The sequence below is a fragment of the Parabacteroides sp. AF18-52 genome (assembly GCF_003479145.1).
Lineage (GTDB): Bacteria > Bacteroidota > Bacteroidia > Bacteroidales > Tannerellaceae > Parabacteroides > Parabacteroides faecis.
This window is the reverse complement of record NZ_QUGR01000009.1, coordinates 225160-249378: the sequence shown is the minus strand read 5'-3', so window position 1 is coordinate 249378 and position 24219 is coordinate 225160. Positions and strand designations below refer to the sequence as shown.

Below are 24219 nucleotides of genomic sequence, written 5' to 3'. Positions count from 1 at the left end.
GAGTCAACCCTTTTTATTGATTAGGCAGAAAGTAGTCAACTAAAATCGTTAAACTACAGCTAGGTTGATAGTTATTGCTTATTTACGATTGTTTCATCCTAGTGAAACACTTGTTCCATTATGTAGAAACAACTGTTTCACTAGGATGAAACAAAATCCGGCTTATATACTTTTACCATTGCTTCACCAGGTTTCTCCGGAATAAAAAAGCCCTTTCCGGATATGGAAAGGGCTTCTCTGGGAATGTCTGTATGTACTTATATTTTCTTTTCGATAACAGCCTGCACTACATTTAATATATAATCGCCCAGTTTTTCGGATTCACCGACAAGGTCCATATAATAAACACCGTCCTGATACTGGTATTTCTTGTTATTGACATCTTCCATGTTATGAATCTTCAACTGATTACGATAATTATTGATCTCGTTTTCAATGTTGTAAGATTGGTTGATATCGTCGTGTACGACTTCCGGCATGTGAAGGATTTCATTCATCCGTGTCAGAGCCTTTTCCAGCAGGGCAAACATCTGATCGATGTTATGGTTCTGTTCGTCGGTAAATTCGGATTTGCCTTCGTTGCGACGCTTGATGCCGCGTGCCAGATTGTTACAAGAGTCGGCAATACTTTCTATTTCCGTAACGGTACGAAGCATGATACGGATCTCTTCTTTACCTTCCGAACTCAGGCGGCCTTCGGCAACGAATGTCAGGTAATTGGCAATCTCGATTTCCATGCGGTCGCTGATGTTCTCGTATTTTTCAATCCGGCTGAATATTTTCAGGAAGTTATCCTCGTTCTTTTCATAGAACAGGTCTTTGACCATACCGAACATACGTTGTGTGCGTTCGCCGAATACGGCAATTTCTTTTTTAGCCTGCATCAATGACAACTCGGAAGTCGAGAGCATTCCTGACGGAATATATTTTAACTGGAATTCTTCCTCGTCGCTGACATTCTTCGGCTTGATAAGGGCGGAACAAACATATACGTAGAATTTAACGAACCAGATCATGATGCATACGTTTGCTATATTAAATACGGTGTGGAACAAAGATAAACCGTATGAAACGGAAACCTGTAATGTCATTAATTGCTTCTGCAATGCCAACAGATGCGGATCAGTGATCTGCGCGCTGGAAGTGATCAGGGAGATCGTTTTCGGATCGAGGGTACTCAGGAACTGAGTCATTTCGTTCGGGTCGCCGGGGCCGTAGTTCGTAACGATCCATGAGATCATGCTAGTGAATGGATAAAACAATATCATAACCCAGCATACACCGAATACGTTAAACATCAGGTGTGCAATAGCTGCGCGGCGGGCGGATACATTGGCCGAAATGGCAGCGATATTAGCCGTAATGGTTGTTCCTATATTTTCTCCCAATACCATGGCTGCAGCCATTTCGAAAGGAATCCATCCCTGTGTACACATGATCAATGTGATGGCAACAGTCGCACTGGATGATTGAACAATAACCGTAAGAATAGTTCCTAAAAGGAGGAATATGAGAAGGGACGGATATCCCAATGAGGTATAATCTTGAAGGAAAGAGAGGATTTGGGGATTACTCTGCAGGTCAGGGACAGAAGATTTCAGATAAGACAGTCCCATGAACAGGAAAGCAAAACCCATTAAAAACTCACCCCAGGATTTTCGTTTACTTTTGCCGGAAAATATCAGCGGGATGCATAAAGCGATGATGGGCAGAGAGAAAACACTGATGTCGACTTTAAATCCGAAGAGGGAGATGATCCATGCTGTGACCGTCGTACCGACGTTGGCTCCCATGATGACGCTGATGGATTGGGTAAGTGTCAGAAGTCCTGCATTAACGAAACTGACAACCATCACTGTTGTGGCACTTGAAGATTGGATGAGTGCAGTTATCAGAATCCCGGTTAATACTCCGGTGAAGCGGTTTGTCGTCATTACTGAGAGAATGCCTCGAAGTTTGTCTCCCGCGACTTTCTGTAAACCTTCACTCATCACTTTCATTCCGTATAGGAACATACCTAATGCTCCTACAAGCGTAAGAAAATCAAAAAAAGAATAGTCCATTTATGTAAATTTAAGTGGATAAATATCCGATTAAAATGAATGTATGCATAATTATATTTTTTTCTCTATAACGGCCTGGACAACATTTAGTACATAATCCCCTAACTTTTCAGCTTCACTGACGATATCCATATAATATACACCATCCTGATACTGGTATTCCTTATTATTGATATCTTCTACATTATGTTGTTTCAGCAAGTTGCGATAATTATTTATTTCGTTCTCGATATTGTAAGACGGATTGATGTCATCGTGTGTCAATTCCGGCTTTTTCAATATGGAATTCATCTGTTGCAATGCCTTTGTCACCATTTCGAAAATCCGGTCGATACTGTGGTTCTGTTTGTCGGTAAAGACAGACTTTCCCTCGTTCCGGTGTTTAATGGTGCGCGCCAGGTTGTTACAGGAGTCGGCGATACTTTCTATTTCCGATACGGCACGGAGCATGATACGGATCTCTTCTTTACTTTCCGAACTAAGGCGTCCTTCGGCAACTAGCGTGAGATAGTTGGCTATCTCTATCTCCATATGGTCGCTGATGTTCTCGTATTTCTCTATCCGGTTATACGTTTTCATGAAGGCCTCTTCGTCCTTTTCATAAAACGCATCTTTTACCATGTTGAACATGCGTGTTGTCCGTTCGGCAAAAAGGGATATCTCCTTATTCGCCTGTAGAATAGACAATTCGGCTGTTGAAAGCAAACCTCCGGTGATATAATGCAGGCGATACTCTTCGTCCTCCGGTTTTGATTTGATGACAAAACAAACCAACCGCTCGATCGGTTTTATAAACCATATTAATATCAGTACATTGCATATGTTAAACGCGGTATGGAAAGCGGACAATGTGTAAGTGATCGCTATTTCTTTCGGCGTATTGGGAGCTATGTAATTGACAATATCTTTTACCATATCGATGAACGGATGGAAAATACAGAGTACCCAGATGATTCCGAAGAAGTTGAATATGAAGTGGGCAAATGCAGCCCTGCGTGCCTGTGCGTTACCGGTCAGTGCCGCAATGTTGGAGGTTACCGTTGTTCCGATATTTTCTCCCATCACCAGTGCGATACCCAGATACAGGTCGAGAACTCCGCTCGAACATAATATTAATGTAATGGCCATGACTGCCGCAGATGACTGGACTGCCATTGTGATAATGCTTCCGACCAGCAGGAACAGTAAAACGGAAAACATACCCCATTCCTTGCAGGTGGTTATGAATGAAATGATTGCCTGATTATGTTCCAGGTCCATATGCATGGCATTTTCCCTTAAAGTGGTCAGTCCCAAAAACATAAAAGCAAATCCAAAAATGAATTCGCCGAATGATTTGCGTCCGCTTTTCTTAGAAAATATTAAAGGGAGGGATAATGCAAACAGAGGATAGATGACATTGGTCATATTAAACTGGAAACCAAAGATCGACATAATCCAGGCGGTGATAGTCGTTCCTATATTGGCTCCCATGATAACGGAGATGGCCTGTGTTAAAGTCAGAAGACCGGCATTGACAAAACTTACGGTCATAACAGTGGTAGCGGTGGATGACTGTACGGCGGCTGTAACGAATGCTCCTGTGAGCAACCCGGTGAACCGATTCGTAGTCATGGCGCCTAGGATATTACGTAGTCGGTCCCCTGTAAGCTTCTGAAGACCTTCGCTCATCACTTTCATTCCGTACATTAACAGGGCAAGTGAACCAAGCAGTTTCAGTACGGTAAAAATTGTATTATCCATCAAAAAATAGTTATACCTGGAAGTATATCCGATTAATATTCCTAACTTTAGGCAGCAAAACTACAAATAATAACTGATATAATATGTCTGAAACAATCACAATTTATTGCAAAAATAACAATACCTATAAAGAGGTCCCTATTGGTTCTTCTTTATTAGATATTTATACGATGATCGGTGCGCCCTTGCGTTTCCGTCCGATGAATGCAAAAGTGAACAATAAAGTGGAAAGCTTGAATTTTCGCTGCTGGCATCCGAAAGATGTTGAGTTCGTGGACTATACACAACTTTCCGGGCTTCGTACGTATGTCCGTTCGTTGTGTCATATTTTTTCGAAAGCGGTGAATGACGTGTTGCCTTCCGCTACATTAAATTTAGAACATCCGATCTCGAAGGGTTACTACTGCGTGATCCATAACGGAAAGAAGATCGATATAGAAACGATCGACAAGATAAAGAAGCGTATGCGTGAAATTATCGATGCCGATCTGCCTTTCCTGCATAAAACGGTACGGACAGTGGATGCTACCGTCCTTTTTCGTGAACGCGGGATGAATGATAAGGCACGCCTGATTGAAACTGCCGGTATGCCGTATACTTCTTACTACGAGTTGGATGGCTATATCAATTTCTTTTATGGTTGCCTGACTCCTTCTACAGGTTATATCCAGTTGTTCGATATCGTTCCTTATTTTGACGGGGTGTTGCTCCAGATACCGAAAAGAAGCAATCCGCTGGAACTGGAACCGGCGATCAAACAGGATAAGATGTTCGAGGCTTACAAGCAGCATCTGACTCTACAGCGGACACTGGATCTGAATAATGTGGGTGATCTGAACCGTGCTCTCGAAAACGGACATACGTCTGAAGTGATCATGGTATCCGAAGCGATGCAGGAGAAACAGGTCGCTAAAATAGCAGAAGAGATTGCCGGTCGGTATCAGGACGGGGTTCGTATCGTGTTGATATCGGGACCGTCTTCTTCCGGAAAAACGACTTTCTGTAAACGTCTGGAAGTACAGTTGATAACAAATCTGATCCACCCTGTCAGTATCTCGCTCGACGATTATTTCCTGAATCGGGAAGATACGCCGAAGGATGAGACCGGTGATTATGATTTTGAATCGCTTTATGCACTTGATCTACCTTATTTCAACAGTGAAATGAAAAAACTGTTGTCGGGAGAAGAGATTGAAGTGCCTAGCTTCAATTTTGAAACAGGTATGCGGGTCTATAAAGGTAAGAAACTGAAAATGCGTGAGAATTCCGTGTTGGTGATAGAGGGTATTCATGCACTGAATCCGGAACTTACTTCCATGATAGACGATAAATATAAGTATCGGGTGTACGTCTCTGTGCTGACTTCTATTTCTCTGGACAATCATAACTGGATACCGACGACCGATAATCGTTTGCTACGGCGCATTATCCGCGATTACCGTTTCCGTGGTTATTCAGCGAAGGATACGATTGCCCGCTGGCCGAGTGTGCGTCGGGGAGAAGATAAATGGATTTTCCCTTACCAGGAAAATGCGGATGCGATGTTCAACAGTGCTATGCTTTATGAGCTGGCTGCTTTGCGTAAGTTTGCCGAGCCGATTTTAGCAGAAGTACGTGAAGACGACGAAGAGAATGCGGAAGCTTATCGTTTGTTGCGCTTCCTGCGTTACTTCAATTATATTCCGGATGTCGGCCTGCCCGGAACTTCACTTTTGCGTGAGTTCCTGGGAGGCGGAAGTTTCCGTTATTGAGAAAAAGTCGACATTTTTATTGGGGGAAACTTTCGGGATAAAGTGACAAATAGTATAGTGCTTTCATACACATACTGTTGGGCTTTGTTGTCCGGATACATGGTAGCTTCTGCAGATTTTTCTCTTTCATTAAGAGTTCACCTACAATATCCAGTGCATTTATATCTTTGGGAAAAGAATATAAGTGCACTTGGCTTAAAAGTCGTTTGATATAATAACGATCTTCATTAGAGATTATATTTCGAATGAATTGAATGAAAGGGGAGGGAATATTGTTCTCTTTCTTTTTATGGAAACTTACACCAAAGGGCATAAAGTATGTATCAAAAAGGAATTTATTGTAAAGAGTTGAACCTACACGTAGTTTGTAAGGAATGGCATCCCACACTTGCTCGAAAGCATCATCCCATAAGGGAACTCTCCAGTCTAATCCCTGAAATTCATACAGACGTACGGAATTAATTATAAAATTTATTTGCCTGAATTGTATCCCCCAAAGATGGAAGGCTTGATAATAATCCTGTTCGCTACCTGTCGGATATGTCTTTTCTATATAGAGTTGCAAATTGTTGATCAGATCTTTTTTTTCTCTGGGCTTTAAAATATTAAGAGTGAAGTATTTATCGTATAAACTAGATGCGAGATTTTTCCTTTGGATATGCTGTGGCAAATGGCTTCCTCCGATTAGATCTCCTGAATGTCCGGGAATGACAACTGCTTTTTCCGGAATGATTTGTTTTTCTTTGAGTTCTTGAATGGCAAGAAAATCCTGTAAGTGAGGGATCGTATTTAGATTTCCGGCATAACGCATATATTCTTCGAAGATATTTGATTTTAATAGCCGTTCCCATTTCTCTTTTGTATATTCAACATAATACCAGGGGTATCCCAGTTGTTGGGCTACCATTTGGGAGACGTTGATTTCAGGACTTCCTTTGATTCCATAGGTATAGCATATTACGTTTGGTACATTAAATTGCTTGCACAGGCATGCAAGCAGCCGGGAGTCGTAGCCACCGCTAAGAGGGAGGATGATTGTTGCATTTCCGATACTCTCCAGCATTCGGCAGAAAGCCGATTCCAATGCTTGTTTACTTCGTTTGAATATAATATCCGGTTGTGTTAACTGTTTTAATGATATGGGAGTATAGTAGTATTTAATGGCTATTTCTTTATCGATAACGATATAAGTGGATGCCGGTGTTATTTTACAGTTGCTGAAAAGGGTGGAGCCAGCATTCATGTATCCTGCTGAAAGATAACTTAAAACAGCAGTCTTATCCCATTCACGGTCGGATAAGGATGTATAGGCTGTATCCCCCGTATCGGTTACGATATAATCATCTCCTGTTACCAGATAGAACAAAGGATAGCTGCGTATCTTGTCTGTAATGAGAATGGTCTGTTTCTCTTGTTGAAGAATAATACAGAATTGTCCGTTCAGATCGAATAATAGTTGCTCCAGATACATTTCATTCCAGGCTTTCTGTACTGTTTGAAACAATAGCTCCCCTTGCAGTAGTTCTTTCTGATAGAAAGCATGCCCTTTTACATACCCTATCATTTTTTCCTGAGAGTGTGTACTCCAGGAATGGATCCGATTATTTTCAATTAGAATGTGTACCATATTTTTATACTCCAGCTCAATAAGACAATACTGATAAATATGAAAGCGAATCTCTTTTCTCTGGTGGTAATCCGGATACCGATCAATCGGTAAATAATGTATCCTTCAAGGCTCCATAATATAGTTCCAATCACACCATATAAGAGAATGGTCTGATGCGCAGCCAGCAAACTTCCGCCTGCAATGATTACCACGATTCTGGAAACAAATAAACAGATATTTAGTATCATCTCTGTTTTTTGTTTATCTAATGCGTCAAAAATCATTCCTAGAGGAGAAAAACAAAGGATTAACCAGATCCATGGAGATAGGTAAGCTGCATATAAGCCGGTGGTACTCCACAGATTGCCTAAAAGGAATCCCAGCAGATGTTCTCCTCCCCAGATAAGGAACAGAGACATTGCTAGTCCGATAGGAAATGTTAGTTTTAAAAACTTGTGTGCCAGTTTTGCAGTGTCTTCCGGTGGCCAATCAGATGCTTTCTTATAGAATATTTGTCCTAAAGAATTACTGATCAGAGTGACCGGTAGATATAATAAAGTGATAGCCATGGAGAAACAGCCTATCTGATCTTTATTGAAATAGAATGCCATGAGAATCAATGGTAAATTTGTCGACAGTGAATTCAACAAAGCGCTCGGCATTTGGAAAAAAGGAAAATATCTGTATACATGGGCTAATTTGCACATGTATCGGAAAGAGAAACTTCGTCGTATATCCCGGATGATATGTATTTTCTTCACAAATGACCATATTCCGGCTATGGTTCCCAGTAAAGCACCTATGATCAAGCCACTTTCATAACGGAGTCCTCCCAGTATTATCCTGCTTCCGGCCTGTGAAAGACTACGCGATATAGATGAGCGCGCTATGGCATCATATTGCTCAGTCCTGTTGGCATATCCATTATATATTTGGATAAGACAGGTCATAAATACATAAAGAGGTAAATAATTCAAACCTGGAATAATAATCTCAGGCATTAAAAAACAGAGTAAATACAGAAGAAGAAAAAAACAGAAGCTTCCGGTAAAAGCCAGCAAAGTGGATAAAACCACCAAGTTTAATGCACCGACTTTTCTGGAAGGGCGGAGAATTGCCAACTCATATTTTCCAGATACTAAAACTATCAATATACCTGTGTAACTAACGAATATTCCCCAGTCACCATATGCTTTAGGGGAATATATGCGGGACAGTATTAGAGAGGCTACAATCGGTATTAGTTGTGAAACGAATGAGCCTAATCCTAAGGTTACAACATGTCTGGTAATGTTTGACTGCTGTAATTTATCCAAGGTTATTCGTATCCTGTCTATCATAATTTATTATACGATAATTAGTCCGTCCAGTAACCGCACATAGGTATCGATAGCCTCCCTTATTTCCATCAACCCGATGTATTCGTCTGCCGCATGCGAGCGGGCGGAATTGCCCGGACCTATCTTGACGGATGGGAACGACATAAGCGCCTGGTCACTGAGTGTAGGCGAACCGAATGGCTCTTTACCCATCAGGATTGCCCGCTGTACAAATGGGTGATTCAGCTCTGTCCGTGTTGAGTTCAGGCGGAAACTGCGTGCTTTTATTTCACAACCGACTTGCTCTTTGATCAATTCAAACAGCTTCTCGTTAGGGTAAAATTCATTGGTGCGTATATCGACTGTAAATTCACAGCGATCGGGTACGACATTATGCTGTGTACCTGCATGAATGATCGTAACGCTCATCTTTACCGGTCCGAGGAAATCGCTTTTTTGCGGAAACTGATAGTTGTTGAACCATTCGATGTCCTTAATCGCCAGCGTGATTGCGTTGATCCCTTCGTTCCGGGCGGCATGCCCTGCCTTGCCGGTCGAAACGCAGTCGAGAACCATCAATCCTTTTTCGGCTACAGCCGGTTGCATTCCGGTTGGTTCGCCGACAATGGCAAAAGAGACCGGAGGCAATTCGGGCAGAACGCTTTCCAGACCGTTTTTACCGGAAACTTCTTCTTCGCAGGAAGCCAGGAATATCAGGTTATACATTTGCTCCTTGCCGGTTAACAAGGTAAAAGCTGTATACAAAGATACTACACTAGCTCCGGCATCATTACTTCCGAGACCGTAAAGTTTTTCATCCTCGCTCTCTTCCGGATTGAAAGGATCTTTTGTCCAGCCGGAAGCCGGTTTTACGGTATCGATATGTGAGTTCAGTAATAAGGTCGGTTTCTTCAGGTCGAATCCCGGAGAAACGATCCATAGATTATTCCCTTTACGATGAACCGAATGTCCGGCGGCCTGCCAGGTTTGTTGCAGGAAATCGGCTACAGCCGTTTCATCCCGGCTGAAAGAAGGGCGACTGATCATCCCTTTTAAAGTATCTATTGCTTCGTAGTACATTTTTTATAGTTGACAGTTGACGGTTGACAAGTGACAGTTGAAGCTACCTGCAGCATCTGATGCTTGCTCGTAACTGTCAACTGTCACTTGTCAACTGTTAACTAATTAATATCTTGTCCACCGTATCCCTGTCGCGTCCGAGTTGCTCTATCAGTTCGTCCAGCGAATTGAATTTGACATCTCCTCGTACATAATATATAAACGCAACAGTTATTTCATTATTATAGATATCTCCCGAGAAGTCCAGGATGTTTACTTCCAGTGTGATATTATCGCCGTTATCGAGCGTAGGACGATCGCCGATATAAAGCATACCTTTGTATCTTTTACCTTTCAGGTATACCCAGACAGCATATACCCCGATTCCCGGAACGATTTTAAAAGGTTCATCCACCTGTATATTGGCTGTCGGAAATCCAAGTTTACGCCCGACCTTATACCCATTAACGATTGTTCCCCGCAGTTGGTAGGGATAAGTCAGTAGCCGGGCAGCTTCTTCCACATGACAGTCGGTCAGCAACTTTCTGATCTCCGACGAACTGACTGCTGTACGGCCTTCGTCATAAGGAGAGGCTTTTATTACTTCCATCCCATAGGCAGCCCCGTAAACGACATATTGCTCGAAACCATCTTTGCGATCGCGTCCGAAACGATGATCGTAACCGATCAGCAATGTGTCTGTATGCAGTTTCTCTGCCAGTATGGAAGTGATAAATTCCTGTGCCGTCAGGCGGGATAACTCTATGGTGAAATCGAGAACGATACAGTAATCGACTCCTGTAGTCGCCAGTTGCTCCAGTTTTTCCTCAAATGAATTCAGTAATTTCGGTTGATAGTCCGAATGTAATACGGCACGAGGATGTTCCGGAAAGGTTATGACTGCCGAAGGCTGGTTTTTAGCCTTTGCAATTCCTTTCAGTTCATTGATCAGGAACCGGTGTCCCAGATGGACCCCATCGAAGAAGCCGATAGTGGCGACCAGTCTTTTCCCTTTTAATAAATCCGTATCTCTGATAACGATCATTTTCTTTCTATTCATTCAATGGAATGGCAAAAGTACATAAAAACAACGAGGTATAATCACTCTTTGTTATCCGTAACATGCAAATTAGTTGTACATTTGGCCTGATTTATTAACAGACATCTCTGAATATTAGTTATGAAAAAAATCTTTTATCTTCTGATCTGTCAATTGTTAGCCGTAGCTTCCGTGTTTGCTGATGACGTGCAAACGGAGAAAAGAACGGTGATATTCACTCCTTCCGGCAACGGAAAAGTACATTTACTAGCTCCCGGCAACAGTGTATCCGAAACTGTTTCGTTCGAAAAGCAAGCCTATCCTGTCCGGAAATTCCTTCGTGTAATCGGAGGTGTGAAAATGCCGGCTCCTTTTGAGAAAAGGGGAGAAGAAATGTTCAGGCGATCGGAATTTTATATCGATGACAATCTGGACTCCGTCCATGTAAAGAAAGACAAATATTCCCTGTATTTTAAGGGAGAAGATAATAATTTCGAACGGCATGCCTATTACCGCATATCGGGTGATTTACTGAAACCCGGTGAACTGACGGTCACATTGCCGGTCGTAAAACGTCAAGATCTGTCCGTATCACCCGGTGGAGACTTCGGAGTGGAAATAGAATTATTTTACAAAAAACCGGGACGTTATAAAGACGATATTTACGATCGCCCGGATTCATTGCTTTATTTCCCTGTGCCCGAAGGTTCCGGTAAATACCAAAATGTAGTGCAGAAGTTTGTCCTTCCCGACAATGTAGCATGTGCCTTTTTACGTATCGGAGGAACTCATTTCAGTGGCGAATGCTGGGTGGAAGCTCCCCGGCTGATGCAGAATAAGAAACAGGTCTGCTCTATTCCTTTTGCGAAGTTTGCCGATAAAACAGATGATTATAATTACTGGACGGGGTGTAACCTGTCCACCCGGAGTTGGCCGCGTTGGAAGCTGGATTTCAACGGTACAACTGTTTATGAAGGAAACATCTTCGATCGGTCTTCCGATATAGCGGACTTTTATATCCTTTTGCCTGAATCCGTACAGGGAAAAGGGGATCTGAAACTGACTCTATTGAAAGAAGACAACCGTGCTGCTTATTCGTACGAACTCCGTTCTCTGGAACTTATCGAGGAGAGTGCCCGCGACTTTGAGGTCGTTTCAGTTCCTGATTATGTAACGGCAGGGGCGGCTTTCGGCGTTTTGCTGGAAACCAACAAACCGGATGTACGTTTAAAAGTACAGGTTCCGTCTTTCGTAATCCCGTCGTTCCAGGAGATAGAACTGAAAGAGACCGGTTTGCATGTTGTGGAATTTCGTGCCGGAGACTATGCTTCTGCGGTCCCGATGACTTTTGATGACGGAAGCCGGAAAGCGGAAGTGATGATTCGTCAGATAATAGAAAAAGAACCGGATGGGGTATATATTTCTTCGGGCGATGAGATTTATATAGATAAGGAATATACGCCTTATGATTATTTTTTCAAATGGTATATTTCCAAACGCATTGGAAACTGGTATCAGTTCCGTCCGTCTTACCAGTGGAGTGGTTTCCGTGTTGCCCGTCCGGAAGTTATTCGTCATTATACCGGTTTGCTGAACAAGCTGCAGATCCCTTATGCCTGGCAGGTAGAAGGCCGTACATTGGCTGGAAAACGTATCAATCCGGATCTGGAGACACTGGCATCTCCTATGTTTCGCGGAAAACAGGCACATGAAAATGACGGTGGTTATTATTACTGGCAACATTTCCTGTATCAGGGAGTCTTCTCCGATATGGCTGCCCGTAACCGCCCTTATGGAGGTATCTTTGCCAAACATCGTCCTATCTATACCGATCACGGCGTATTTATTCATTATGACCCGTATGGGGTGAAGGATATGGCTGACGGTGCCCGTAAATTGGTTGAGAACTTCCGTTATTCAAAAGGAGAGAGCAGTCGTCATACCGGTCCGTCCACTATGTTCCGTTATTTATATCAGGCAGGTTATAACTGGCTGGGAGCCGAGCAGATGTATGGCCCGGAAGAAATTATCCTCTCTTCCCTGCGTGGTGCCTCACGTGCCTACAGTAAACAGAATTATGGTACGTTGCATGCCATGCAATGGGGATCAGGTCCTTTCACCGATCCGAAACACTCCCTGCGTTTATATATGTCACTGGCAGTAGCTTACATGCACGGTTCTTCCCACATGAACACCGAAGAGGCATTGTGGCTGGACGAATATGCAAACGACCGCTATTCCCAGTCCGGCAAAGAACATTTGTATGCCCAGCACTGTGTACTTGACTTTATAGAAACACATACCCGGCGCGGTGAACTGAAAAGTAACATTGCCGTTATTCAGGGAAGAAATGATGCCTGGAAATCATTTGGCCGCGGCAGTCTCTGGTCACAGAAGGGAGATAAATGGGAATTTAACAAGGCGACGGAAAGTTTCGATTTGCTGAATGTTTTCTATCCGGATAATATTGTCGACGGCTGCGGTCCGAAAGGTTGGTTTACTTCTACCCCTTATGGTACAGTGGATATCTTACCTGTCGAAGCTCCGCAGGATGTGATGAATAAATACAAGGCGATGGTTTTCCTGGGCTGGAATAGTTTTGAGGAAGGCGATTTCCTCCGTATCCGCAACTATGTATTTAACGGCGGAACGTTGGTTCTGACTGCTGCTCACCTGAATGCCGAACTTCAACCGGACCAGCCTGTGAAGTTTCCGGTAAATGATGCGGTTATCCGTGAAATGTTAGGTGATAGTTATAAGTCATTGAGTGGAAAGACTGTTATTTCGTTTGGCAGTGGAAAGATTATCTATTTCCCGCAGACGGCATATCCGGCAGAAGCCTCTTTACGAAGCCAGTACGAGGCGACAATGCGTGAGTTAGCAACAGAAACAGTCGGTGAAGAACTCTCAAAAGGTTGGATCGAATCAGCTCCGTCTGTTGGTTTTACTGTCTGGGATAATAAGGATCGCCGTACTATTTATCTGTTGAACACCGACTGGCAAAGTGATGAGCAGCAACATCAGGCTACATTCGTTTGGAATGGCAGGAAATTCCCTGTCGATGTGAGACGTTATCATATCGAAACGATTCATTGTGCCGATGGTTTGGCAGTTTCTCCCGGTAGCAATACGACGGATATCTTACGTATTGCAAAGGTTGATAATGGCTGGCAGGTAACAGTGCAGAATACGGAGAAAGATATGATACGTTGTTTTAATACGGAGACGGGAGAAACGAAAACAGTTACGCTGGATGAACCTTCCGTCCATATAATAACTGTTGAATAAATTTTAATCGGAGTATATTTTAAGAGGATGTTGTAAAGCTTTATTTTTAATGCTTTTGCAACATCCTCTTTTTTTAGTGCTTTTATTGAGCTGATTTATTTGTTATCCGGCAATAGTTTCTGTAATTCGGTTTCTGCACTGTATCCCGGAAAATCATCGTCGATTACATCCCCGTCCCGGTTCAACATGACATAACGGGGTATGCCGTTGAATCTGAATAGCTGGCGCAAGTAGTTATATTCATCTTCAGACAAGCGGAACAAGTTATCCCCCATATCATTTTCCGAAATGAATTTATTGTAAGAGTTTTCCGGAGAACCACCTGTGTCCGTAATATATACGAAAGCAAGATCCGGACTGCCTTTGTATTTATCTCTTAGCGGCTGCATCTCTTTAATGCTATAAATGCAAGGGCCGCAGGTTGTAGCCCAAAAATCAACTAAGACAAACTTCCCTTTGTGCGGATTGACCATTTTGCGGAAAATATCCGTCGCTTTTCCTTCCGGAAGTTTATAGGCCTGTTTTTCTCCCTCCGGGAATTTTTTTGCATACATACGCATTGCTTCTTCTTTCAGGAAAGGTTCAGCGATGCTGCTGGTTAGCTGTCCGACCAGTAAAGTTCCTTCTTTAGGTGTGATCGAACTCAGGGCGTAATCCAATGAACGAACCTTGGCTATATCGAACAATAAACCGGGAGTGATTTGCAGATCATTTCGTAAAATAGAATCTTTACGTATCCATTCTTTACTAAGTACTTCGAATCTCTCTTCGGGATCGAATGGCATACTTCTGGTAATAGGTCCCATAAATTCATAACGGTTTATGAAACTGCTGAATGTATTCGGGATGATTAAGTTTCTGTCATTACTATTTATCCTCGTTAGGAAATCATAGTAATCATTCGGAACCGGCTGCTTCAAGATCTCGTTAGTAGAATCCTGAGCCGAGAAATGAGTCCGTAGCATGGTATAATCTAGTAAAGCTTCGTAGAACGATAGAAGTAATTTATTTTTCAGTAATAGCTGTCCTTTGATTGATACATTTTTTTCTTTCAATTCAGATTCCAGTGCGTTATTGGCTTCTTGAAGGGTTTCCAATTGTAGCTGCTTGAAATCCATAGGAGAAAGTGTCTTGATCTGGTTTTCAAAGTTATCATAACAGAAAGTATTTATTTTAATCTTGTAAAGTTCTGTATTGATCCCTGCGGAAATTCCTTTGTAGGCGATATTTTTGAGGTCATATCGGCGGTTACGGTATCGATCTGCCATCAGGAAATCTTTCCAGTCTAAAGAAATAAATAAGGTTTCTCCTGGTTCGATATAAAACGGAACTGTTGTCTTTTTAAAGAATATATAACCTTCCCATGGATGATTTAACGGAAAGTCTGCTTCGAAGCGTCCGTCAGGATGAATTTGTACAACAGTCGGATAATCTTCGCGGGTCATAACATTATTAATATAGATTATACCCGTATTGAATCCGGCGCGACTATCATACCCTTTCAGAAAACCGCGTAGGTGAGCTGTGTCTTTCCGGAAGAAATTGCTCCCATAATTAACTGACGGATCGGCTTCTGTAGCCAAATGGTTTTCCATATCTTTCCATGTTCCGTATATTCCTTCTTCTGTCTGTTTGTTTTTTTGTTTTTTCTTTTTTTCCAATGAGACTCCAAAAATAGAGCCTTCCCCTGTATCTGATTCCATATAATCGAATTTCTTCATTTTTTTATCGAGAGGTGGAAAGATCAAGGTAAATATCGAATCGCCGGAGTCGGGCATGAACGTTTGTTTACCGAATGTAGTACCTTCAATTCCGATAGGAAAATATTTCTTTCCGGAATCTGGATCTTTGATGTAAGAGGTACTGTCGAAAGTAATCCACCAATGGGGTATGAATTCACTGTGTATTTGTATCCGTGTGTTTTCTTTGTTTCGCTCTATTTGGGTAATCGTATTGATACCGGTACTCTTGAATTCATATTCCGGATTTTTTATGATACGCTGGGCGAATGTAGTGTAGGTGATTCCCAGCAGTAGGAATAAAATGGTAGCTTGCTTTTTCATATAGGAGTGTTTTTAGTGTTAATCGTTGGTTGATTTATATGGATTAAAGATAAAATTTAATTTAATAAGCTGATACTGTAGATAGGTTCTTGTTTTCTATTTTATTCTATTTTATCATTTGTGTCAAGCTTTTATGACTATTTTAACTCCTTGCTTATGCTATCCTTTGTATTTACTGACGTATGCCGGAGATGTGAAATGTGGAGTTTTTTTATTGATCAGTTTTTGTGAAATAACAAATAGCTATTAAATACTGCATTATGCTATCAAATAGTTTAAAAATAGCTTGTGATACTATTGTATGCGTGTTTTGAATTAACTGTTTTAGATGATATTTGATTACAATATTTAACACATAAGCCTTTCTTCTCTGATTTTTCAGTTTGTTTAAAAGAAAATTCATCTCGTTTTAAACGAAAAAAATTTCCTTTTAAATGAACTGGGGATTTGTTTTAATAGAAAAATGTGTTAAATAATATTTAAATGGAGCTTAGCCGTATGATTTTTTACCCCAATCTTATGTTTTTCGGCCTCTTTTTTACTCTGGAAGGTAGGTGAGATCATTCAAAAAGAGCCTTGCATTAATCTTCTGAGGATTAAAATTTAAGAATAAATGAGAGCTGTTGTTTGAATTATCCTGTCTTAAAGTCTGTTTTATCTTCTCCTTTATTGCAATACGATATATCTGAACTTCCGGAGAATCCTCTAAAATATGACTGTGTTTGGTCAAGCTCCATACCTTACCGTAAAAAAGCACTTGAAATATCATTTTGACATATCTGTTTTTTCTTTTGTTCGGTTTACTCTCTATCCGAAAATAGTTTTTCTATGAAAACTATAGTGTCAGTAGCTACTTGATATACCTTCTGAAAACAGAAGTATCTCTTTTTTCAAATCCGGTCTTTTTATATAGTCCGTGGGCAGCAATCCTATCATTGCTTGATGTTAAGTCAACTTTCTCAATTCCTAATTTTTTTGCATGTTCCATCGCCGCCTCAATTAATAGTTTTCCGATTCCTTTTCCTCTGGCATCATTATCGGTTACAACATCCTCAATCCATGCCTTTCTGGTAAGAGGTGTTGGATATATTGCAAGCGTTAAAGTGCCTAAAACTTTATTTTCATCTTCGGCAATAAATAGAGTTATAGAATCTGATTTAATTACATTTTCCAGATGCTTTTTATCTAAAATAAATACCGATGATGGAGACAGTTGAGGAAGAATATTCTGTAATCCTTCAATTACTTCGTCTGTGATTTGTTTAATGATTTTTATTTCCATTTTTTATAATTTATATTGTAATAAATATGATAGCAAATATAGAAAAAGATATATATATTTGACGATTATTTTATTAAAAAATTATTTTTATATACCCGAATTATGCGAATAAACTATCTGTATTCTATCCTGTATGTATTGTTTTTTTTGACGTCTTGTAATGAAAAAAAAGAAATTATTAATGGTAATATATCTTTGAAAATAGACGGACGAATGCATACGAATATCTCTATGATTGGAGATGATGTATTACCTTTTTATAGCGATTTTGTTGCATCTGATTATCTTGTAATGAGAGAAGGTGTTGCAAACGATTTTACTTTGAAAGACATGAGAAAGTCGAAACAAGTCGACAAAACTATTTATGAGCTGACCGGAATTTATCAGAAAAATGGAATTGAGATTGAAAAGATCGTAAATATAATGGCTCCTGACTCTTTTCCGGGAATGTTGCTGTTTACTATTAAGTATGTAAATAAGGGAGAAAAGGAACCTGTTGTTACAGCCTGGGTGAATCATGATTTGTATATGGATCGTGAGGAAGACTCTGAGCCGGTATGGTCGTTGCAATGTAGTTCGACAAGTTCCAGAGGCGACTGGGTTTTACCTGTTACCCCCGGGTTTTATAAAAAAAATTATATGGGAATGAATAATTCCGATTATGGCGGTGGAATACCTGTCTGCGATCTGTGGCGGAAAGACGGTGGATTTGCTATAGGCGTTACTGACGATGTATTACGCTTAGTCAGTTTTCCGGTGAGCAGGCAGAAATATGAGAATAAAGCCAATACCAAAGTTTTATATGAATATAGCTCTCCCATTGATTTTAAAAGGAATGATACAATATCGACTTATAATACATTTGTAAGTGTGCATACCGGCGATTTTTATAATCCTTTGCGTCAGTTCTCCAAATATATGCAATCTAAGGGCATGGAGTTTGCTGCTCCTGAGGAAGATGCTTTCGATGCAGTTTGGTGTGCCTGGGGATATGAACGTAATTTTACGATGGATGAAATAAAAGCCACGTTGCCCAAAGTGAAAGAATTAGGTTTTAAATGGGTGGATGTAGATGATGGTTTTCAGGTTGCAATTGGCGATTGGGATATGAATAAGCGTTTTCCGGGAGGCGATAAAGATATGAAAGCTCTGGTAGATTTAATTCATCGACATGGATTGAAAGCGAAATTATGGTGGGCGCCTTTAGCCGCAGATCCTAACTCTCAATTGTTGAAGGAAAGTTCCAAAATGAAATTGCTGACGAAGGAGAGGCTTCCGTGTATGATAACCTGGTGGAATTGCTTTTATCTATCGCCTGTAAATCCGTATACCGAGAAATATACGAACGATTTGGTTGAAAAGTTTATTGGGGACTGGGGATTCGACGGACTAAAGCTGGACGGACAGCATCTCAATTGTTGTCCTCCCGATTATAACCCCCGAAGCGGATTAGATTATCCGGAACAAGCCATCGAACAGTTGCCCGCTTTTTACAAAGGTATTTTTGAAACGGCACGGAAAATCAATCCAAATGCCGTTGTGCAAAACTGCCCTTGTGGCACTGCCATGAACTTTTTCAATATGCCGTATATGAATCAGGCAGTTTCTTCCGATCCGTTATCCAGTTGGCAGATCAGGCTGAAAGGAAAAGTCTACCGGGCTATCTTTGATAAAATAGCATATTATGCAGACCATGTGGAGTTGAGTGATAACGGAAACGATTTTCCTACCCAGATTGGAGTCGGAGCGGTAGTTGGCTCTAAATTTACTTATCCTAGAGATAATCCGGAGGTAAAGATCTCTTATTTGCTAACTCCGGAAAAAGAAGCCTGGTTTAAAAAGTGGGTTGGTATTTATAACGATAAGATGCTGTCAAAGGGTGAATATCTGAATTTATATGACTTGGGTTACGATAAGCCTGAAACGCATGTAATAGAAAAAGAAGGGAAGATGTATTATGCTTTTTATGCGGATAATTGGGATGGAGAGATTGTTTTAAAAGGTCTCGAAAATAAAAAGTATACAGTTTGTGAATATACCGATGATTCTTTGAAAAAATACCAGGTTGATGGTTCTGATCCGGTAATTAATATTTCCTTTAAAGGAAGCTATCTTATAGAAGTATATTAGCTCTGGTTTTGATTTATTTGATCTGAGTTATATTTTGTAATAAGGGGTAGGTTTTTTGTATAAAATCTACCCCTTATTTTTTTTTTCATTCTTCTTACTTTGATTTATAATGGATCACGATTTTAGTACAAAAAAATATGATTTTGTTGTGAGTACTTTTTATCTGTCATTCGTTATATATTTATAGGAGTTGAATTTGTAAGAAAAAATCACTAATAGAAATACATGGAAAATAAATATATAAAATTAATCATTGATTATTTGGAAGGACACTCTAATAAAGATGAAATAAATGAATTTTATGAGTGGGTCAATGAAAGCGATTCGAATAAAGAATTTTTTTTCGATATTAAAATGTTGTATGATGCAAATAAATCTCCTAAAAATGTAGACAATATTGATGGAAGTTGGGAGCGTTTATTTAAGAAAAAAACAGGAAAGAAACCATATTATTTTAATTTCTTGTATAAATGGGCTAGCTATGCGGCAATAGTATTATTTGCTGTCATGTTTAGTACTGTATTCTTTTTAACTATTCTGAAAGATGGAGAAGAAAAAGGATTGAATACACGTTATATCGGAGGTGACGGTTTGGAAGCAGATATTGTCGAACTTCCGGATGGAACTCGTGTCAGTCTCGGTTCAACAACTACTTTCCATTATGCGAAGGATTTTGGTGAAAAAAAACGAATTGTTTACTTGGAAGGAGAAGCCTTTTTTGATGTTGCCAAACAAAAAAATAAACCTTTTATTGTAAAAACCCGGGAACAGGATATAGAAGCTTTGGGTACAAAGTTTAATGTAATGGCTTATTCTATGGATTCATTAGTAATAACAACATTATTGGAAGGTTCTGTCCGGTTGACTTCTGCTCATTTGTCAGAAAAAATTACATTACATCCTAATGAACAGTTTACTTATAACCGTAATACGAAAGTAAGTTCTTTGCAAAAGGTCGATGCCCGGCAGTTTGTATCCTGGACTTCGGGATATTACTACTTCCCCGGACAAAGTCTGGAAGTCATCCTTGACAGGTTGAGCCATGTTTATGGAGTAAAGTTCACTGTATTGTCGGAAGATCTCTACAAAAAGACATTTACCGGGACTTTCTATCGCGGACAAAGTATAAAGGATATCATGGAAATTGTCAATCTATCTATTCCGATCAAATATATAATAGATGATCGTCATGTAACTATTTTGGAAATATAACTAATTGTTAATCTTTAAATTGTGATAAATATGAGTGAGTAAAAAACGAAAAAAGAAGGGAAAATCTTGCAGGATCCTCCCTTCCGGAAATGTAATCCAATTAAACTTCCATGGGCTGGAATTAGTGTTTAATCTTCAAACAATCAAAAGTATGAATAATCAACGTATAGTTGTTTCCGTAAATCTGAAAAGAACTATAAAAATTATGAAATTAACCATGTTAATGCTGATCGTCTGTTTATCACAGGTGGTAGCTGCTACTTATGCACAAACAGCGAAACTGAATGTTTCCGCTGAAAATGAAACATTGGAAAATGTATTGAAACAAATAGAAAAACAATCGGAATTTCTGTTTTTCTATAATCTGGAAGAGATCAATAAAAATGAAAAGATCTCTATTGTCAAGCAAAATGCTAATATTCAGGATGTACTGGATGCTATTGTTGCTAAAACCGGTCTGAAATATGTGATTAAAGACCGTCATGTCGTTTTAACGACCAAATCCTCATCTCCTGTTGGTGCCGTAACGCAGCAGGGGCGTAAGGTTACAGGTATGGTAAGCGATGCCTTTGGTCCTATAACAGGGGCAAATATTATCCAAAAAGGTACGACGAATGGTACGACTACCGATATGAATGGCTATTATTCCATAGAGGTGCCGGATGATGCTGTCTTGCAGATTTCGTTTATCGGTTATATACCGCAGGATATAGCTGTAAGAGGACGGGGGACGATTGATGCATTGTTGAAAGAAGATACGCAGGCATTGGAGGAAGTAGTGGTAGTTGGCTATGGTACGATGAAAAAGAAAGACCTGACAGGTGCTGTCGCTTCTGTTAAAATGGACGATACGCCGGTTGGAACTGTTTCTACCATTAGTCATGCTTTGGCTGGTAAAGCGGCTGGATTACAGGTTAGTGCGATCAGTGCGCAGCCAGGTGGCGGATCCACTTTCCGTATCCGTGGTGCCGCTTCTGTTAATGCCAGTAATGATCCCTTGATTATTATAGACGGTTTTCCTATAAGTACGCCGAATGAAGACAAAATTAGTACTGGTAAATATTCGAGTGGGACAACGGATAATATCCTGGCATCTATTAATCCGAACGATATCGAATCTATCGAGGTTTTAAAAGATGCAAGTTCCACAGCTATTTACGGTTCACGTGCCGGCAACGGTGTGATCATAATAACGACGAAAAAGGGGAAAACCGGTGCTCCTACGGTAACGTATTCTGGAACAGCCAGTGTTCAAACCCTTGCTAAGTCTTATGATATGTTGAATTCAAAAGATTTTATGACTGAGTCTAACCGTTATCAATACGAGCAATGGATGAAAGATAATAGTATTGGTATTTACGGAGGGAAAAGTGCATCTGATGCATCGTCTGTTTATGTTCCTCGTTATACAGATTCCCAGATTGCTAATCCGGCCAATAATACAAACTGGTTTGATGAAATCACCCGTACAGGTTTCCAGACTCAACATAATGTCTCGATTAACGGGGGTACCGATATGACGAAGTATCTGGTTTCCGGCAACTTCTTCAAACAAAATGGTGTGGTGAAGAATAATGATATGGAGCGTTTTACAGGTCGTATGAATTTGGAACAGGTTGTCAGCAAATATGTAAAAGTAGGTGTAAACCTGACTTTGTCAAGAAACCAGACCAATAATGTGCCTTTAGGTGCCGGACAGTATGAAAATGCCAGTATTATGGTTGCTGCCGCTCAGTTCAATCCGGTTTTAGCAGTTAGGGATGAGAATGGTGAATATATCCTGAATGACGAAGCATCCTTTTTGCCTAATCCTGTCTCTTTATTGGAAATAACTGATAAAACAACGAAAGAGAGATTATTGGCTACCTCTTTTGTGGAGGTGAAACCGATCAAGGAATTAACTTTAAAGGCTAATTTAGGGATCGATCGTAATTACCAGAAACGCAAAGTATATCTGCCTAAAACAACGCTTTACGGGGCTAAGACCGACGGACAGGCTAATATCGCGCAATATGATAAATCCGATTATCTGTTGGAACTGACAGCCAATTATGCAAAACAGTTTGGTGAACATAACCTGAATGCCTTGGCCGGATATTCTTTCCAACGTTTTACGGATGAGTCTTTATCGGCGGGTAACAGCCAGTTCCTGATTGATGGATTCTTATATAATAACCTGGGGGCAGGCGCTTACCCGAAACCAAGTGTGGGTTCTTCTGCTTCGAAAGATGAAATGGCATCATTCTTTGGACGTGTGAATTACTCTTTCAGAGATCGTTATTTATTAACAGCAACATTACGTGCCGATGGAGCTTCCAACTTTGCTAAAAATAACCGTTGGGGATATTTCCCGTCTGTGGCGGTCGGTTGGAGATTTACAGAAGAAGAATTTATGCGTCCATTGACGAATGTATTGTCTAACGGTAAGTTGCGTCTGAGCTTCGGGCAGACCGGTAACTCGAATATCGGTAACAAGGCGATCTCTTATTATAAAACCGGTAACAATAATGAGTTTGGGGATACGGAATCTGTAGGTGTTTACCTGGACCAGATGGGTAACCCTGATTTGAAATGGGAAACAACGACCGAATGGAACCTTGGCTTGGATTTGGGATTTTTTAATAACCGATTAAACGTAACCGCCGAATATTATCATAAAGTGATCTCAGACTTGCTGAGTGAACGCACTCTGTTATCTTACAATGAGGTCAGTAAAATAGCCGCTAATATCGGTGAAACGCAGAGCCAGGGTTTTGAATTGACTATTAATACTAAAAATATTGATACAAAAGACTTCAGTTGGAGTTCGGATCTTACATTCTCTTTATATCGCGATAAATGGAAAACCCGCGATGCGTCATGGAAACCGGCTGCCTATTCACAGTACAATGCTCCGCTTCGTTATTTTCATGGGTATATGTCTGACGGGTTGATTCAGGAAGGCGAAACTGTAGAGTGGATGAAAGGTGCTGTTCCCGGACAAGTAAAGATCAAAGACCTCGATGGTTATGTGTATAACGAGGACGGAACAATGAAAGTGGATAAACACGGTATTCCTGTAAAGAGTGGTAAACCGGACGGCAAGATCGATGAAGCCGATATGGTTATCTATGGTAGCAAAGACCCTGGCTATTTATTGGGGTTCAATAATTCGTTCCGTTACAAAAACTTTGACCTGAATGTTTATTTCTACGGACAGTTTGCCTTATGGAATATAGGTTCTTACAATGATTTGTGGCTGACAGGTGCCGATGGTATGACTGGTATCGTAAATATGTACCGTGGATATAATATGCCGGTTTCAGCAAAGGATGTTTGGGCTCATGATAATACGACAGCAACCCGTCCGGGATATTTCCAGGATAAGAGTCCTATTTCTGAAGCAGGCACAAGCACGGGTAAGATCGGTGACTATTATCTGGAAAAGAGTTGGTTTATCCGTTGCCGTAACATCACTTTAGGATATACGATTCCGATGAAGCAGTCGAAGAAAATTTTATCTAATATACGTGTGTATGCAGATATCAACAATCCGTTCACGATCACTCCGTATAAAGGGCTTGACCTGGAAACAGACAACTCCGTATGGGCTTATCCGAACGTTAGAAGTTTCAGTCTGGGATTGGATATAACATTTTAATTAAAGTCTAAATCGAGTATA

Annotated in this window: 13 protein-coding genes; 5 read left to right on the top strand and 8 right to left on the bottom strand. The window is 40.5% G+C overall.

Annotated features, from left to right (window positions below):
• Nucleotides 1-257: 257 nt before the first annotated feature.
• Complete coding sequence (locus DWX23_RS16170; protein ID WP_122375231.1) at nt 258-2063, bottom strand: Na/Pi cotransporter family protein; 1806 nt, start codon at nt 2061-2063, stop codon at nt 258-260.
• Between the two features lie 51 nt (nt 2064-2114).
• A complete protein-coding gene (locus DWX23_RS16165) occupies nt 2115-3806 on the bottom strand; it encodes a Na/Pi cotransporter family protein (protein ID WP_122375230.1) in 1692 nt (563 codons plus the stop codon).
• Between the two features lie 83 nt (nt 3807-3889).
• Here DWX23_RS16165 and DWX23_RS16160 point away from each other — a divergent pair, with 83 nt between their 5' ends.
• Nucleotides 3890-5557, top strand: a complete 1668-nt coding sequence (locus DWX23_RS16160) for a nucleoside kinase (protein WP_122375229.1) — start codon at nt 3890-3892, stop codon at nt 5555-5557.
• A gap of 16 nt (nt 5558-5573) precedes the next feature.
• Here the strand turns inward: DWX23_RS16160 and DWX23_RS16155 are convergent, their stop codons facing one another.
• The 4 genes from DWX23_RS16155 to ribF form a co-directional block, all read right to left on the bottom strand.
• Nucleotides 5574-7184, bottom strand: a complete 1611-nt coding sequence (locus tag DWX23_RS16155) for an asparagine synthase C-terminal domain-containing protein (RefSeq protein ID WP_122375228.1) — start codon at nt 7182-7184, stop codon at nt 5574-5576.
• Entirely contained in the window at nt 7169-8506 is a 1338-nt protein-coding gene (locus DWX23_RS16150) for a lipopolysaccharide biosynthesis protein (protein WP_122375227.1), read from the bottom strand. The genes DWX23_RS16155 and DWX23_RS16150 overlap by 16 nt, the downstream gene beginning before the upstream one ends.
• Before the next feature lie 6 nt (nt 8507-8512).
• Nucleotides 8513-9565, bottom strand: coding sequence for a M20 family metallo-hydrolase (locus DWX23_RS16145; RefSeq protein ID WP_122375226.1), 1053 nt, complete (start codon nt 9563-9565; stop codon nt 8513-8515).
• Nucleotides 9566-9662: 97 nt separating this feature from the next.
• Nucleotides 9663-10589 (bottom strand): riboflavin biosynthesis protein RibF, encoded by a 927-nt coding sequence (gene ribF / locus DWX23_RS16140; protein WP_122375225.1) that lies wholly within the window; start codon nt 10587-10589, stop codon nt 9663-9665.
• Between the two features lie 135 nt (nt 10590-10724).
• Here ribF and DWX23_RS16135 point away from each other — a divergent pair, with 135 nt between their 5' ends.
• A complete protein-coding gene (locus DWX23_RS16135) occupies nt 10725-13871 on the top strand; it encodes a hypothetical protein (RefSeq protein ID WP_122375224.1) in 3147 nt (1048 codons plus the stop codon).
• 95 nt (nt 13872-13966) lie between these two features.
• Here DWX23_RS16135 and DWX23_RS16130 read toward each other — a convergent pair whose 3' ends face one another.
• A complete protein-coding gene (locus tag DWX23_RS16130; protein WP_122375223.1) occupies nt 13967-15934 on the bottom strand; it encodes a TlpA disulfide reductase family protein in 1968 nt (655 codons plus the stop codon).
• Between the two features lie 850 nt (nt 15935-16784).
• Nucleotides 16785-17216 (bottom strand): GNAT family N-acetyltransferase, encoded by a 432-nt coding sequence (locus DWX23_RS16115; RefSeq protein ID WP_122375220.1) that lies wholly within the window; start codon nt 17214-17216, stop codon nt 16785-16787.
• A 213-nt stretch (nt 17217-17429) separates the two neighbouring features.
• On the opposite strand from DWX23_RS16115, the gene DWX23_RS16110 reads away from it, so the two are divergent.
• The 3 genes from DWX23_RS16110 (at nt 17430) to DWX23_RS16100 (ending at nt 24198) form a co-directional block, all read left to right on the top strand.
• Nucleotides 17430-19346, top strand: a complete 1917-nt coding sequence (locus tag DWX23_RS16110) for a glycoside hydrolase family 36 protein (protein WP_158607087.1) — start codon at nt 17430-17432, stop codon at nt 19344-19346.
• Between the two features lie 225 nt (nt 19347-19571).
• Nucleotides 19572-20558 carry a FecR family protein gene (locus tag DWX23_RS16105; RefSeq protein ID WP_122375218.1) on the top strand — a complete coding sequence of 329 codons (987 nt, stop codon included), beginning with the start codon at nt 19572-19574 and terminating at the stop codon, nt 20556-20558.
• Between the two features lie 151 nt (nt 20559-20709).
• On the top strand, nt 20710-24198 hold the full coding sequence (locus DWX23_RS16100; RefSeq protein WP_122375217.1) for a TonB-dependent receptor: 3489 nt from the start codon (nt 20710-20712) through the stop codon (nt 24196-24198).
• Nucleotides 24199-24219 lie beyond the last annotated feature (21 nt).

What these genes read in the sequence shown, in the direction of transcription:
- DWX23_RS16160 (WP_122375229.1), top strand. Translation starts at nt 3,890, where the DNA reads ATGTCTGAAACAATCACAATTTATTGCAAAAATAACAATACCTATAAA.
- DWX23_RS16100 (WP_122375217.1), top strand. Translation starts at nt 20,710, where the DNA reads ATGAATAATCAACGTATAGTTGTTTCCGTAAATCTGAAAAGAACTATA.
- DWX23_RS16155 (WP_122375228.1), bottom strand. Translation starts at nt 7,184, where the DNA reads ATGGTACACATTCTAATTGAAAATAATCGGATCCATTCCTGGAGTACA.
- DWX23_RS16115 (WP_122375220.1), bottom strand. Translation starts at nt 17,216, where the DNA reads ATGGAAATAAAAATCATTAAACAAATCACAGACGAAGTAATTGAAGGA.
- DWX23_RS16135 (WP_122375224.1), top strand. Translation starts at nt 10,725, where the DNA reads ATGAAAAAAATCTTTTATCTTCTGATCTGTCAATTGTTAGCCGTAGCT.
- DWX23_RS16165 (WP_122375230.1), bottom strand. Translation starts at nt 3,806, where the DNA reads ATGGATAATACAATTTTTACCGTACTGAAACTGCTTGGTTCACTTGCC.
- DWX23_RS16130 (WP_122375223.1), bottom strand. Translation starts at nt 15,934, where the DNA reads ATGAAAAAGCAAGCTACCATTTTATTCCTACTGCTGGGAATCACCTAC.
- DWX23_RS16170 (WP_122375231.1), bottom strand. Translation starts at nt 2,063, where the DNA reads ATGGACTATTCTTTTTTTGATTTTCTTACGCTTGTAGGAGCATTAGGT.
- DWX23_RS16110 (WP_158607087.1), top strand. Translation starts at nt 17,430, where the DNA reads ATGCATACGAATATCTCTATGATTGGAGATGATGTATTACCTTTTTAT.
- ribF (WP_122375225.1), bottom strand. Translation starts at nt 10,589, where the DNA reads ATGATCGTTATCAGAGATACGGATTTATTAAAAGGGAAAAGACTGGTC.
- DWX23_RS16105 (WP_122375218.1), top strand. Translation starts at nt 19,572, where the DNA reads ATGGAAAATAAATATATAAAATTAATCATTGATTATTTGGAAGGACAC.
- DWX23_RS16150 (WP_122375227.1), bottom strand. Translation starts at nt 8,506, where the DNA reads ATGATAGACAGGATACGAATAACCTTGGATAAATTACAGCAGTCAAAC.
- DWX23_RS16145 (WP_122375226.1), bottom strand. Translation starts at nt 9,565, where the DNA reads ATGTACTACGAAGCAATAGATACTTTAAAAGGGATGATCAGTCGCCCT.